General features: G+C 72.8%; 11 protein-coding genes. 5 read left to right on the forward strand and 6 right to left on the reverse strand.

Translation table 11 applies throughout. From position 1 onward, the window contains the following. Positions 1–22 precede the first annotated feature (22 nt). Positions 23–817 (forward strand): ABC transporter permease, encoded by a 795-nt coding sequence (locus ABZ721_RS27670; RefSeq protein WP_358791477.1) that lies wholly within the window; start codon positions 23–25, stop codon positions 815–817. 83 nt (positions 818–900) lie between these two features. Here ABZ721_RS27670 and greA read toward each other — a convergent pair whose 3' ends face one another. Beyond that, on the reverse strand, positions 901–1,398 hold the full coding sequence (greA, locus tag ABZ721_RS27675) for a transcription elongation factor GreA (protein WP_358791434.1): 498 nt from the start codon (positions 1,396–1,398) through the stop codon (positions 901–903). Between the two features lie 142 nt (positions 1,399–1,540). Then, the gene (locus ABZ721_RS27680; protein WP_358791435.1) at positions 1,541–1,951 is read right to left on the reverse strand and encodes a DUF4307 domain-containing protein; all 411 of its coding nucleotides are present in this window, start codon (positions 1,949–1,951) and stop codon (positions 1,541–1,543) included. A 115-nt stretch (positions 1,952–2,066) separates the two neighbouring features. Between ABZ721_RS27680 and mca the strand changes: the two genes are divergently transcribed. Continuing rightward, entirely contained in the window at positions 2,067–2,939 is an 873-nt protein-coding gene (gene mca / locus ABZ721_RS27685; protein ID WP_358791436.1) for a mycothiol conjugate amidase Mca, read from the forward strand. Positions 2,940–2,953: 14 nt separating this feature from the next. Then, on the forward strand, positions 2,954–3,235 hold the full coding sequence (locus ABZ721_RS27690) for a hypothetical protein (RefSeq protein WP_358791437.1): 282 nt from the start codon (positions 2,954–2,956) through the stop codon (positions 3,233–3,235). 138 nt (positions 3,236–3,373) lie between these two features. Here the strand turns inward: ABZ721_RS27690 and ABZ721_RS27695 are convergent, their stop codons facing one another. Next, the gene (locus ABZ721_RS27695) at positions 3,374–6,625 is read right to left on the reverse strand and encodes a tetratricopeptide repeat protein (protein ID WP_358791438.1); all 3,252 of its coding nucleotides are present in this window, start codon (positions 6,623–6,625) and stop codon (positions 3,374–3,376) included. Positions 6,626–6,708: 83 nt separating this feature from the next. Between ABZ721_RS27695 and ABZ721_RS27700 the strand changes: the two genes are divergently transcribed. Further along, positions 6,709–8,811: a thioredoxin domain-containing protein gene (locus ABZ721_RS27700; RefSeq protein ID WP_358791439.1), complete on the forward strand. Its 2,103-nt coding sequence runs from the start codon at positions 6,709–6,711 to the stop codon at positions 8,809–8,811. On the opposite strand, the gene ABZ721_RS27705 is transcribed toward ABZ721_RS27700, so the two are convergent. From ABZ721_RS27705 to ABZ721_RS27715, 3 genes are all read right to left on the reverse strand, one after another. After that, positions 8,801–9,496: a TetR family transcriptional regulator gene (locus ABZ721_RS27705; RefSeq protein WP_358791440.1), complete on the reverse strand. Its 696-nt coding sequence runs from the start codon at positions 9,494–9,496 to the stop codon at positions 8,801–8,803. The genes ABZ721_RS27700 and ABZ721_RS27705 overlap by 11 nt on opposite strands. Before the next feature lie 5 nt (positions 9,497–9,501). Beyond that, positions 9,502–11,058 (reverse strand): MFS transporter, encoded by a 1,557-nt coding sequence (locus tag ABZ721_RS27710; protein ID WP_358791441.1) that lies wholly within the window; start codon positions 11,056–11,058, stop codon positions 9,502–9,504. A 233-nt stretch (positions 11,059–11,291) separates the two neighbouring features. Then, positions 11,292–11,990 carry a hemolysin III family protein gene (locus ABZ721_RS27715; RefSeq protein ID WP_358791442.1) on the reverse strand — a complete coding sequence of 233 codons (699 nt, stop codon included), beginning with the start codon at positions 11,988–11,990 and terminating at the stop codon, positions 11,292–11,294. 273 nt (positions 11,991–12,263) lie between these two features. Here ABZ721_RS27715 and ABZ721_RS27720 point away from each other — a divergent pair, with 273 nt between their 5' ends. Next, entirely contained in the window at positions 12,264–14,075 is a 1,812-nt protein-coding gene (locus tag ABZ721_RS27720) for a phosphoenolpyruvate carboxykinase (GTP) (protein WP_358791443.1), read from the forward strand. Positions 14,076–14,150 lie beyond the last annotated feature (75 nt).

The following is a 14,150-nucleotide window of genomic DNA, read 5'->3' on the forward strand; positions in this document are numbered from 1 at the left end:
GCCCCGGGCCGGCGGCGGAGCCATGCAGGGCGTCCGGGACTCGCTGGTCATCGCCAAGCGCAACCTGATCCGGATGACCCGGATCCCGGAGATGATCATCTTCGGGCTGATCCAGCCGATCATGTTCGTGGTGCTCTTCACCTACGTCTTCGGCGGCTCCATGAAGGTCGGCGGCAGCACCGACGCCAACACGTACAAGGAATTCCTGATGGCGGGCATCTTCGCCCAGACCGTCACCTTCGCCACGGCCGGTGCCGGCGCGGGCATCGCCGACGACATGAACAAGGGCCTCATCGACCGCTTCCGGTCGCTGCCCATGGCGCGCGGCGCGGTCCTCACCGGCCGCACCCTCGCCGACCTGGTGCAGACGACGCTGACCGTCGTCGTGCTGGCCGTCGTCGCCCTGATCGTCGGCTGGCGCGTGCACGAGGGCATCCCCAAGATGCTCGGCGCCTTCGGGCTGCTGCTCCTGCTGGGGTACGCCTTCTCCTGGATCGGCGCGCTGATCGGCCTGTCGGTCCGCACCCCGGAGGCGGCCACCTCCGGCGGCCTGATCTGGCTGTTCCCGGTGACGTTCATCTCCAACGCCTTCGCGGACACCAGCAACATGACGCCGTGGCTGCGCCACATCGCCGAGTGGAACCCGTTCAGCGCCACCGTGCAGGCCTGCCGCGAGCTGTTCGGCAACCCGGGCGTCTCGCAGTCCGGCGCCTGGCCGATGCAGCACCCGGTGTGGGCGTCGCTGATCTGGTCCGTGCTGATCCTCGTGGTCTTCCGGACCCTGGCGGTGCGCAAGTACCGCTCCGCGACCGCCTGAGCCGGTAGCCGGCCCATGACAACGGGCTCCCCGCCGTACCCACGGCGGGGAGCCCGTTGTCGTCCGCGCGTCCGTCGCGTCGGTCAGCCCCGGTGCGGGGTGACCGAGAGGACCTTCACGGTGGACTTCTTGCCGTTCGGCAGCTCGTAGACGGCGTCCTCGCCGGCCCGCTTGCCGCTCACGCCCTTGCCCAGCGGCGACTGCGGCGAGAAGGTCTCCAGGGTGTCGCTCACGTACTCGCGCGAGCCCACCAGGAAGGTCATCGTGTCGTCCGGGTCGCCGTCGAAGGCGATCGTGACGACCATGCCGGGCGCGACCACGCCGGTGTCCTCCGGCGCCTCGCCGACCTTGGCGCGCTCCAGCAGCTGGGTCAGCTGGCGGACCCGCAGCTCCTGCTTGCCCTGGTCCTCGCGCGCCGCGTGGTAGCCGGCGTTCTCCTTGAGGTCGCCCTCCTGCCGGGCCTCCTCGATCTTGGCGATGATCAGAGCGCGCGCCGGACCCGTCAGGTACTCCAGCTCGGCCTTGAGCTGGTCGTACGCCTCCTGGGTCAGCCAGGTGACGCTCTCGCTGGTCTGGGTCACGGGTGCTCCTCGTAGGTACATGGGACTGCGTAAAAGCGCCTTGCCATCGCGTGGCGGGGCGAAACCTGGAGCCTAACAATTCCGGCAGCCACAGGGGAGCGCGAAATCGTCAGTGGGTCGGACGGTCTTTCGTCGCGGCAGGTCAGCCCTGGTCCGCGGGCTTGCAGCCGAGCAGCTCGGCCGTCTCCCCGCGGTGGGTGGTGCGCATGGTGACGACGGTGTCGATCTGCTTCCTGTGGTCGCGCAGCACCACGTCCATGCGCCCCACCTCGGTGTGGTCCTCGTCCACCGAGCGCAGGGTGCACACGGCGACCGTCCCGGCGTCCTTGCGGACCTCCAGGTGGATCTCCACCGCCTGCTCGGAGACCGCGCGCGACTTGATGACCTCGCCGCTCACCTCCGTGCCCGCGACCGAGTGCCAGCCGAACCAGCCGATCCCGCCCAGCGCCAGCACGCCCAGCACCAGGCCGATGACCTTCAGCCGCCGGTCGGACCGCGCGTCGGCGCCGCGTCCGTAGCGCCCTTCGGGCAGCCCCTCGCGCACCGCAGCCATGATCGTTCCTTCCGGTGGGGGACATGGAATTAATTGCCCCCTCGCTTCGGTCACTATAGGAGGCGCCCTTTACATGGAACGAGGGGGCCACTACCGATGACTAGAGGATCCAGCCTTGACTGAGCAGCTGCGACTGATGGCCGTCCACGCCCACCCCGACGACGAGTCGAGCAAGGGTGCGGCCACCATGGCCAAGTACGTGTCCGAGGGGGTGGACGTACTGGTCGCCACCTGCACCGGCGGTGAACGCGGTTCGGTGCTCAACCCCAAGCTCCAGGGTGACCCCTATATCGAGGAGCACATCCACGAGGTCCGCGCCAAGGAGATGGACGAGGCCCGCGAGATCCTGGGCGTCAAGCAGTCCTGGCTCGGCTTTGTCGACTCCGGCCTCCCCGAGGGCGACCCGCTGCCCCCGCTGCCCGAGGGCTGCTTCGCGGTGCAGGACGTGGAGGAGGCCGCCGGGGCCCTGGTGAAGCTGATCCGCGAGTTCAAGCCACAGGTGATCACCACCTACGACGAGAACGGCGGCTACCCGCACCCCGACCACATCATGACCCACAAGATCACCATGGTCGCCTTCGAGGCGGCGGGCGACCCGGAGCGCTACCCCGAGGCCGGCGAGCCGTGGACGCCGCAGAAGCTCTACTACAACCAGGGCTTCAACCGGGCCCGCACCGTCGCCATGCACGAGGCGCTGCTCGCCCGCGGGCTGGAGTCCCCGTACGCGGAGTGGCTGGAGCGCTGGAAGCAGTTCGACCGCCCCGAGCGGCAGATCAGCACCCACGTGCCCTGCGCGGACTTCTTCGAGATCCGTGACAAGGCGCTGCTCGCGCACGCCACCCAGATCGACCCGGACGGCGCCTGGTTCCACGTCCCCATGGAGATCCAGCAGGAGGTCTGGCCGACCGAGGACTACGAGCTGGCACGCTCCCTCGTGGACACCTCGCTGCCCGAGGACGACCTCTTCGCGGGCATCCGCACCCCCTAGCGCACAATGGGTGGGTGATTGCCTCCCACGCACTGACCCAGTACGTCCCGCTCGCCGCTCAGGAGCTGGACAACAACAAGGTGACGCCCGGCCTCATCGGCTTCGTGATCTTCGCGGCGATCGCGTTGTCGCTGTGGGCCCTGATGAAGAACATGGGCAAGCAGTTCAGGAAGATCGACTTCGAGGAGGCGCCGGACCCGGCCGGCGCGTCGGCCCCGCGGAAGCCTTCGCGGGGCCTGCGGGCGCACCGCGAGGCGCAGGCCGCCGCGGCGGCCCGGGAGGACCAGGCCCCGTAGCGCGGCCCGGCCCGTAGCGCGGCCAGGCCCATGGCGAGCCCTGCCCCGCGGCGGGCCCAGGCCCCGTAGCGCCCGCGCGCCGTGCGGGCCGGCCGTACACCGGCCCGCCCGGTCCTGCGGCCTGCCCCCGCCCCGTCCTCAGGGCGTGATCGGCGGCAGGTCCATGACCATGCGCGCGGAGCGCCGCGGCAGCATGCCGAGCCGCCATGCCTCCCAGCTGCCGCCGGGGGCGGCCGTGCCGCGCTCCAGCAGCACCGCGTAGGCCTCGGCGAACTCCTCCAGGTCCGGGTCCCGGCCCGGGTGGTCCTCGGCCAGCAGGGCGCGCAGCTCGTCGGCGGCGCGCCCGGCACCCTCCTCCGACAGCAGCGGCAGCACCGTGCAGCGCAGGAAGACCGCCCAGTCGTGGCCGCGCCGGTCGCCGAGGCCGGCGAAGAGCTCGCGGGCCTCGTCCAGCAGCGCCAGGGCCTCGACGAAGCGGTTGTTGCCCGCGTCGATCACCGCGAGCTCCACGCAGGACCACGCCTCGCCGTGCTCGACGCCGATCCGCCGGAAGTCCTGCCGGGCGTCCTGGAGCAGCTGGCGGGCGAAGCCGCTGTTGCGGAGGTTGCCGGTGCGCACCGAGCGCTGGTCGCGGGTGACCCGGGCCGAGTGGTGGCGGGCGCAGGCGAGCCCGTACACGTCCCGCATCCGGCTGAACATGGAGCGGGCCCGCTCCAGGGTGCGCAGCGCCTGGTCGCTGTCGCCCGACTCCTCCAGCGCGTGCCCCAGGTAGTACAGCGTCCAGGCCTCGCCGCGGGCGTCCTCGCAGGCCCGGTGGCGGACGAGCGCCTCGTCCAGCTCGCGGGCGGCGCCCTGGGCGTCACCGCGCTGCAGGGTGGCGCGGGCGAGCTGGGTGCGCGTCCAGGCGGCGCCGCGCGGGTCGCGGGTCAGCGCGTAGCACTGGCCCGCGCTGCGCAGCTCGGCCTCGCCCTCGTCGACCGCTCCGAGCCGCAGGTAGACCTGCCCGAGCTGCAGGTGCGCCCACGCCTGGCCGCTGACGCTCTCGTTCTGCCGGTGCAGCTCCAGGGATTCCAGGAGCAGCGGCAGGGCCGCGCCGAGCCGCCCCATGTCGCGCAGCACGGCCGCCAGCGCGTGCTGCGTCCAGGCCCGGTCCTCGCCCAGCTCCGGGGCGGCCTGCAGCTCCAGGGCCTCGCGGAGCTTGCTCTCCGCCTCCCGCAGATTGCCCTGGTGGTGCAGGGTGATGCCGAGGCTGCCCAGCGCGCGGGCGGCACCCGCCGGGTGCTGCGCCTCGAAGTACAGGTCGACGACGGAGCTGAGGGTGGAGCGCGCCTTGTCGAGTTCGCCGAGCTGCCGGGCCGCGATGCCGGTGCGCCACTGCACCGAGCGCACCAGGATGTTCTGCTCCTCGTCCGGGGCGGCCTTGGACGCCTGCGCCAGCTCGCTGATCTCCCCGAGCCGGTACAGGTCGCCGCGCAGCAGGCAGTAGTCGCACAGCGCGCCCAGCAGGGCCTGGACGACGGTGCGGTCCACGCCCTCGGCGTGCCGCAGCGCCGCGGTGATGAAGCTCGACTCGTCGTCCAGCCAGCGCAGCGCCGATTCGAGGGAGGCGAAGCCGTGCGCGCCGAAGCGCCCGGCCCGGGTGGACGTCTTGCCCTCGACGAGGCGGATGACGGCGTTGGCCAGCTGCGCGTAGCTGCGGATCAGCCGCTCGTGGGCGGCGGCGCGCTCGGCCGGCTCCTCCTCGTCCAGCAGCCGCGCCTGGGCGAAGCGGCGGACCAGGTCGTGCGGCCGGTAGCGGCTGCCGCGGATGTGCTCGATCAGCCCGGCCCGCGCCAGGTCGTCCAGCCGGCGGCCGGCCTCCTGCTCGTCGGTGGCGAGCAGCGCGGCGGCGGCCGCCGCGCCGAAGCTGGTCCGCCCGGCGAGCGCGAGCCGCCGCAGCAGCCGCCGGGACGGCTCCGACTGGTCGCGGTAGCGCAGCGCCAGGATCCGCTCGACGGCCTCCTGCGGACCGTACGCGTCCAGGTCGGCGGCGAGCCCGGCGGCCGTGCCGTGGTCCGGCAGGGCCGCCCCCGCTATCCGCAGCGCGATCGGCAGGCCCTCGCACAGCTCGCGCAGCCGCTCGGACTCCACCGTGGTCGGCTCGGGCGCCTTCGCGGCCCTGGCCAGCTCGCTCAGCAGCTCGTGGGCGTCCTCGGCGCCGAGCGGGCCGACCGGCAGGCTGTGCACCCACGCGTTCGGCAGGTCCAGGGAGAGCGGCTCGCGGGAGGTGACGAGCACCAGCGTCTCGGACCGCTCGGGGACCAGCATCCGCACCTGCTCGGCGTCGGAGGCGTCGTCGAGCACGATCGTCACCGGCGTGCCCGTCAGATGCTTCTGGTACTGGTCGGCGAGGCGCCGCAGGTGCTGCTCGTGGTTGGGGCGCTCGCGGAACAGCAGCTGCTCGCGGGGCGCGCCGAGCCGGTTGAGCAGGTGCAGCAGCGCGTCCCGGGTCGGCAGCGGGGGCTCGTCCAGCGCCCCGCCCCGCAGGTCGACCACGCACGAGCCGCGGAACTGGTCGCGCAGCTGGTGGGTGGCGCGCACCGCGAGGGTGGTCGCCCCGGCGCCGGCCGGGCCGTGCAGCACCACGACGGTCGGCTTGGTCTCGGTGGAGACCCGCGCCTGGTGCACCCACTGGGTGATCTGCGCGAGCTGCTTGCGCCGCCCGGCGAACGGGCCGTCCGCCGACGGGAGCTGACCGAACGACTGCTCCAGCACCGACCGGGTCCTGGCGGCGGCGCTGCGGTCGGTCCTGCGCGGCGACGGGACCTGGTGCCGGTTGTTCGCCGCCGCGGGGGCGGCGCCCCGGGAGGCGGCGGACTCCGCCGTCGCCCGGCTCCGGTGCTGTTCCAGGAAGGGCCGGATGCCGCGCTGCTCCACCGCCTCCAGCCAGCGCAGCCGGTAGGGGGCCGGGTCGCCGGCCGCCGCGGTGCCGGCCGCGTCCCGGCGCGGGGCCCGGAGCCCCACGGCCACCGCCCCGACCGCCCCCGCGGCCAGCCCGGTGGAGAGGGACGCGCCCGCCGACAGGTTCTGGCCGATCACGTCCACGGCGAACGCCGTCACCCCGACCGCCCCCGCGGTGATCGCGGCGGTGGTCACCGTCTCGCGGTCGAACCGCCCGGCGAACCCGCCCCGTGCGTCCTGCCCGGCCCCCGCGGCCTGCGCGTAGAGCGCGTACTCCGCGGCGGCCTGCGCCATGATCTCGTCCAGCGACGCCAGCGCCCGGCGCAGCAGCCGCTCGGCGTCCGCCGCCGTGCTGCCGCGCGACTCCTCGACCACGGCCAGCTTCACCCGGCCCTCGACCTCCGCCCGGTCCCTCCCGGACGGCCTCGCCGGCTCCGGCGCTTCCTTCAACGTAGCTCCCCCTCGGTCGCCCGCCCGCCCCAAGTGTCCTGCCGTACGCGCCGCAGGGCGACACCGTGTGTGAGGGTGGGTACATGGCCAATCGACTCAGCCGTTCCACCTCTCCCTACCTCCTCCAGCACGCCGACAACCCTGTCGACTGGTGGCCATGGGGTGCCGAGGCGTTCGCCGAGGCCCGCGAACGCGGGGTGCCGGTGCTGCTCAGCGTGGGTTACAGCAGTTGCCACTGGTGCCATGTGATGGCACACGAATCGTTCGAGGACGAGGGCGTCGCCGCCCACCTCAACGAGCGCTTCGTGCCGGTGAAGGTGGACCGCGAGGAGCGGCCGGACGTCGACGCCGTCTACATGGAGGCCGTGCAGGCGGCGACCGGGCAGGGCGGCTGGCCCATGACGGTGTTCCTGACCCCGGACGCCGAGCCGTTCTACTTCGGCACGTACTTCCCGCCCGAGCCGCGCCACGGCATGCCCTCGTTCCGGCAGGTGCTGGACGGGGTGAGCGCGGCGTGGCGGGACCGCCGGGACGAGGTGGACGAGGTCGCCGCGCGCATCGTCAAGGACCTCGGCGAGCGGCAGAGCGCGTACGGGGCTTCGGTGACGCCCGGCGCGAAGGAGCTGGACGCGGCGGTGCTCGCGCTGGCCCGGGAGTACGACGCGGACCACGGCGGGTTCGGCGGGGCGCCGAAGTTCCCGGCGTCCATGGCCGTGGAGTTCCTGCTCCGCCACCACGCCCGCACCGGCTCCGAGGACGCCCTGCGGATGGCGGCCGACAGCTGCGAGGCGATGGCCCGCGGCGGCATCTACGACCAGCTGGGCGGCGGCTTCGCCCGGTACGCGGTGGACCGCACGTGGACGGTGCCGCACTTCGAGAAGATGCTCTACGACAACGCGCTGCTGTGCCGCGTCTACGCGCACCTGTGGCGCTCCACCGGCTCGGAGTTCGCGCGCCGCGTCGCGCTGGAGACCGCCGACTTCATGGTGCGCGAACTGCGCACGAGCGAGGGCGGGTTCGCCTCCGCGCTGGACGCCGACAGCGACCGTAAGGAGGAAGGGGCGCGTGAAGCGCATCCGCAGAAGGGTGGTGGTGGGCGACGGGAGGGCGGAAGCCACGCCGAAGGCGCGTTCTACGCCTGGACGCCCGAGGAGCTGCGCGACGTGCTCGGCGAGCAGGACGCGGCGTTCGCCGCGGCGCTCTTCGGGGTGACGCGCGAGGGCACCTTCGAGGAGGGCGCCTCCGTGCTGCAACTGGCGGCGGACGCCGCGCCCGCCGACGCGGACCGGGCGGCGTCGGTCCGCGAGCGGCTGCTCGCGGCGCGCGAGGAGCGGCCGCGCCCCGGCCGCGACGACAAGGTCGTCGCCGCGTGGAACGGCCTGGCCATCGCGGCGCTCGCCGAGACCGGCGCGTACTTCGACCGCCCGGACCTGGTCCGGGCCGCGCTGGACGCGGCCGACGTGCTGGTGCGGGTCCACATGGACCAGGCAGGCCGCCTCGCCCGCACCTCGCGCGACGGGGTCGCCGGGGCCAACTCCGGGGTGCTGGAGGACTACGCGGACGTCGCCGAGGGCTTCCTCGCGCTCGCCGGGGTGACCGGCGAGGGCGTCTGGCTGGACTTCGCGGGGCTGTTCCTCGACTCGGTGCTGCACCACTTCGTCGCCGCCGACGGCACGCTCTACGACACCGCGGACGACGCCGAGGAGCTCATCCGCCGCCCGCAGGATCCGACCGACAACGCCACCCCGTCCGGCTGGACGGCCGCCGCCGGCGCGCTGCTGTCCTACGCGGCCCACACCGGGTCGAGCGCCCACCGCGAGGCGGCGGAGCGCGCGCTGGGCGTCGTCGGGGCGCTGGCGCCGCGCGCGCCGCGCTTCATCGGCTGGGGGCTCGCCGTCGCCGAGGCCGCGCTCGACGGCCCCCGGGAGATCGCGGTCGTGGGAGCCCCCGACGACCCGGCCACCGCGGCCCTGCACCGGGCGGCGCTGCTGGCCACCGCCCCCGGCGCCGTGGTGGCGCCGGGCGCGCCCGGCAGCGACGAGTTCCCGCTGCTGCACGAGCGGCCGCTCGTCAGGGACCGCCCGGCGGCCTACGTCTGCCGGCACTTCGTGTGCGACGCGCCGACGACCGATCCGGCCGCGCTGGCCCGGAGCGTGCAGGGCGTACAGGCGTCGCTCAGAGAGTGAGGCCGCGCTCCAGGACGTCCAGGGTGCGTTCGATGACGTCCAGGAGGTCGCCGCGCTGGTCGTGCTCGGCCCAGTGCATGGTGGCCTCCTGGAAGGCGCCGAGCACCGCCCCGGTGAAGATCCGCAGTTCCAGGTCGTCCGCCGGGCGGCCGGTGCGCTCGGCGATGACGCGGGCGAGCATCCGGCCGGTCAGCGACATGCTCTCCATGGAGCGGGCGCGGACGGCCGGCACGTCCCGCAGCAGCCGCGTCCGCGCGCCGAGGTCCGCGCGTTCCTGCGGGTCCTGGTAGAGGGCGCGCAGCGCCTCCACGATCGCGTACCGGATCGCCTGGAGCGGGGACTCGCCGGCCGGGCGGGACCGGATCGCCGCCTCGATCAGCGGGTCGTACTCGTCCGTGAGGACGATGTCCTCCTTGGTGGGGAAGTACCGGAAGACGGTGCTGGGCGAGACGTCGGCGGCCTCGGCGATCCGGTCGACGGGCGTCGCGTCGTACCCCTGCTCCTCGAAGAGCCGGTACGCGGCCCGGCGGATCGCCTGCCGGGTCCGGATCTTCTTCCGCTCCCGCAGCCCGGCCTTCGGCGGACCGGCCTTCGGCGTGCCGGACGGACCGGCTGTACCGGCTGGACCGGGCTCGGGCGTGTCGAGCGGATCGCTGGCGGTGGCGGCCGTCGTGCGTGCTGGCATGCCCGTCATTGTCCGGCATCGGCGGGCAGCGCGGCCACCGGCGGCACGGCCTCGGAGCCGTCGCCCGCCGGGCCCCCGGAGCCGCCCGCCGGGGCGGCGCCGTCCTTGGGCAGCAGCGTCCCGGTCAGCAGCGCCGCTACGAGGGCGATGGCGCCGCAGACCAGCAGGACCGTCGACATGCCGTGCACGTAGGCGGCGTCCGCCGCCGACGCCAGCCGGGCGTCGCCGAGTCGGTCGGCCACCACGTGGGCGGCGACGACGGAGTCGGAGGCCGCCGCCGGCGCCCCGGACGGCAGCCGGTCGGCGTAGGCGCCGACCAGCAGCGAACCGAGCAGCGCGATCCCGATCGCGGCGCCCACCTGCCGTACGGTGCTCAGCAGTCCCGAGCCGCTGCCCGCCCGGTCGCCGGGCAGCGCGCTGAGCGCCGCCGTCATGGCGGGGACCACGGCGAAGCCGAAGCCGAAGCCGACGACGGACAGCCACAGGGCGGTGAAGCCGTAGCCGCTGTCGACGGTGGTGCGGCTGCCGAGGAGGGCCGCGAGCGCGAGCACCACCAGCCCGCCGCTGATCACCGCGCGGGCGCCGAACCGCTGGATGACGGCGCCGCTGCCCTTGGCGGCGAACATCACGCCGCCCATCATCGGCAGCAGCCGCAGGCCGGTGCCGAAGGCGTCGTTGCCGAGCACCGCCGTCAGGTACGGCGGGAGGACGAACATCAGCCCGGAGAAGATGAACATGCCGAGCGTCGCGGCGAGCGTGTTGAGCAGGAACGGGCGGTGGCCGAGCAGGGTCATGTCCAGCATCGGCCGGTCCATCCGGCGTTCGCGCACGACGAGGGCGGCGATCAGCGCGGCGGCCCCGGCCAGCATGCCCAGCACGACCGGGTCGGTCCAGCCGCGGGTCGGCGCCTCGATGATCCCGTAGATCAGCGCGCCGAGCCCGGCGGCGGTGAGCGCGGTGGAGGCCGCGTCGACCCTGGGCGACGCCGGGTCGCGGGTCTCGGGCAGCAGGAAGACGCAGGCGACGATCCCGAGGGCGGCCATCGGGACGTTGATCAGGAAGACCGACCCCCACCAGAAGTGGTTGAGCAGGAAGCCGCCGATGATCGGGCCGAGCGGCATGCCGAGCGCCGAGGCGGCGGTGACGATGCCGACCGCCTTGGCGCGCTCGTCCGGCGCGAAGAGCGAGGGCAGCACGGCGAGGGCGAGCGGCATCACCAGCGCGCCCCCGATGCCCATGACCGCGCGGGCGGCGATGACCGGTTCGACGCTGGTGGCCAGCGAGCCGACGAGCGAGCCGACGAGGAAGATGCCCAGGCCCCCCACCAGCATCCTGCGGCGGCCGAAGCGGTCGCCGAGCAGCCCCGCGGGGAGCATCAGGGCGGCGAAGACGACGACGTAGGCGTCCGCCATCCACTGCTGCTCGCCGGTGGTGGCGCCGAGCTGCCCGGCCATCGTCGGGAGCGCCACGTTCAGGATCGTCATGTCGAAGCCGAGCACGAGCATGCTCGCGACCATGGCGCCGAGCGCCCACCAGCGCCTGGGGTCGAGCTGTGCCGTCATGGCACCCCTCCGTCACATCGTCAAGAGCTAACCTAAGAGCTACCTTCAATTGAGAGTAACTCGCAAAAGATTGAGCCTGTCAATATTTGGCTGTGCGGCGGGTGCGTGCGGGCGCCCGGAAACGCGGAAGCGCCCGCGACCGATCGGTCGCGGGCGCCTGTGCCGAGTCTGCGGCGGGCCGTTGGGTGGTGCCTTGAGCGGGGCATGAGCGGGAGTCCAGGCCCCCGCGGCCGTCACGCGTGCTGGTACGCGACCAGCGAGATCCCGACGTAGTGGATGACGAAGGCCGCCAGCGTCAGGGTGTGGAACACCTCGTGGAAGCCGAACCAGCGGGGCGACGGGTTGGGCCGCTTGAGGCCGTAGATGACGCCGCCCGCGCTGTAGAGGAGGCCGCCGGCGACCACCAGGACCAGCACCGCCATGCCGCCGGTGCGCAGGAAGTCCGGCAGGAAGAAGACCGCCGCCCAGCCGAGCGCGATGTAGCAGGGGGTGTAGAGCCAGCGCGGGGCGCCGACCCAGAAGACCCGGAAGGCGATGCCGGCCAGCGCGCCCGCCCAGACGAACCACAGCAGCGGCGTCGCCTTGCTCGGCGGGAGCAGCAGGATCGCCAGCGGCGTGTAGCTGCCCGCGATGATCAGGAAGATGTTGGAGTGGTCCAGGCGGCGCAGGATCGCCTCGCCCCGCGGACCCCAGGTTCCCCGGTGGTACAGCCCGCTCACGCCGAACAGCGCGCAGGCCGTCACGGTGAAGACGCCGCACGCGATGCGGCCGCGCGTGCTCTCCGCGAAGGCGGTCAGCACCACTCCGGCGATCAGTACCGCAGGGAACATTCCGGCATGAATCCACCCTCTGAGCAGGGGCTTCAGCAGGGCGGGCGGGTCGACCTCTTCTACGGCTTGGGACACAGCGGAAGTCTCCTCGACGGGGTCCATAGCGTCAATCCTACCTACGGCACCGTAGGTTACGGCACCGTAGGTATAGCAGGTGGAAGTGGCGATGCTCACCCTTCGCGCCCTGGACAGATCGGGTTTTCTCCCCTGACACTCATATGAGTGCAGTCGGCACCGGATGAGCGGCCACGTGGCGTCCGGGTCGCAGCCCCCAAGGGGCCGAGGTAGTTCCACCATGCGGACAGCAGGACTAGAGTCCGCAAAACCCTCAAATCTGACGCCGGATCTGTGCAAATTCGGCGGGACGGAGCGATCGTGGCGCGCGAAATTGCGGCTCCCACCAATCACAAGGACCTGATCGCCTGGGTCGGCGAAATCGCCGAGATCACCCAGCCGGACCGGATCGTGTGGTGCGACGGCTCCGAGGCCGAGTACCAGCGCCTGTGTGACGGGCTCGTGGAGAACGGCACCTTCAAGCAGCTCGACCCCGGTAAGCGCCCGAACTCCTACTACGCCGCCTCCGACCCCACCGACGTCGCCCGGGTCGAGGACCGTACGTTCATCTGCTCCGAGCGGGAGCAGGACGCCGGCCCGACCAACCGCTGGAAGGCCCCGGCGGAGATGCACGAGATCTTCTCGGGCGAGCAGGGCCTGTTCCGCGGCGCCATGCGCGGCCGCACCATGTACGTCGTCCCGTTCTGCATGGGCCCGGTCGGCTCCCCGCTCTCCGCCAACGGCGTCGAGATCACCGACTCCGCGTACGTGGCCGTCGCCATGCGCACCATGACCCGCATGGGCAAGGCCGTCCTGGACGACCTCGGCGACGACGGCTTCTTCGTCAAGGCCGTCCACACCCTCGGCGCGCCGCTCGCCGAGGGCGAGGCCGACGTGCCGTGGCCCTGCAACACCACCAAGTACATCTCGCACTTCCCCGAGACCCGCGAGATCTGGTCCTACGGCTCCGGCTACGGCGGCAACGCCCTGCTGGGCAAGAAGTGCTACGCGCTGCGCATCGCGTCCGTCATGGCCCGCGACGAGGGCTGGCTCGCCGAGCACATGCTGATCCTCAAGCTGACCCCGCCGACCGGCGAGGCCAAGTACATCGCGGCCGCGTTCCCCTCGGCCTGCGGCAAGACCAACCTCGCGATGCTGCAGCCGACCATCCCCGGCTGGACCGTCGAGACCGTCGGCGACGACATCGCGTGGATGCGCTTCGGCGAGGACGGCCAGCTGTACGCGATCAACCCCGAGGCCGGCTTCTTCGGCGTCGCGCCCGGCACCGGCGACGACACCAACGCCAACGCCATGAAGACCATGTACGCCAACACGGTCTTCACCAACGTCGCCCTGACCGACGACGGCGACGTCTGGTGGGAGGGCATGACGGAGGAGCCGCCGGCCCACCTCATCGACTGGAAGGGCAACGACTGGACGCCGGAGTCCGGCACCCCGGCCGCGCACCCCAACGCCCGGTTCGCCGTCCCGGCCTCGCAGTGCCCGACCATCGCGCCCGAGTGGGAGGACCCCAAGGGCGTGCCGATCTCCGCGATCCTCTTCGGCGGCCGCCGCGCCAGCGCGGTGCCGCTGGTCACGGAGTCCTTCGACTGGCAGCACGGCGTCTTCATCGGCTCCAACATCGCCTCGGAGAAGACCGCCGCCGCCGAGGGCAAGGTCGGCGAGCTGCGCCGCGACCCGTTCGCCATGCTGCCGTTCTGCGGCTACAACATGGGCGACTACTTCGGCCACTGGATCAAGATCGGCCAGCAGGCGGACGCCGCCAAGCTGCCGAAGATCTACTACGTCAACTGGTTCCGCAAGGACGCCGGCGGCCGCTTCGTGTGGCCGGGCTTCGGCGAGAACAGCCGGGTCCTGAAGTGGATCGTCGAGCGCCTGAACGGTGAGGGCGAGGGCGTCGAGACCCCCATCGGCATCCTGCCGGCCCCGGGCGCCCTCGACACCGACGGGCTCGACATCTCGCAGGAGGACCTGGACCTGCTGCTCTCCGTCGACCTGGAGGTCTGGCGCGACGAGGCCGGCCTGATCCCCGCCCACCTGGAGACCTTCGGCGAGCACACGCCGAAGGAGCTGTGGGACGAGTACCGCGCGCTGGTCGCCCGCCTGGGCTGACCCGCCGCGATCTCCACGAGAACTCGGGCGGACCACCCGCATGTGCGATGCGGGTGGCCCGCCCGGTGGCGCGGC

The sequence above is a fragment of the Streptomyces sp. NPDC006733 genome (genome assembly GCF_040636125.1).
In the GTDB taxonomy this organism is placed as follows: domain Bacteria; phylum Actinomycetota; class Actinomycetes; order Streptomycetales; family Streptomycetaceae; genus Actinacidiphila.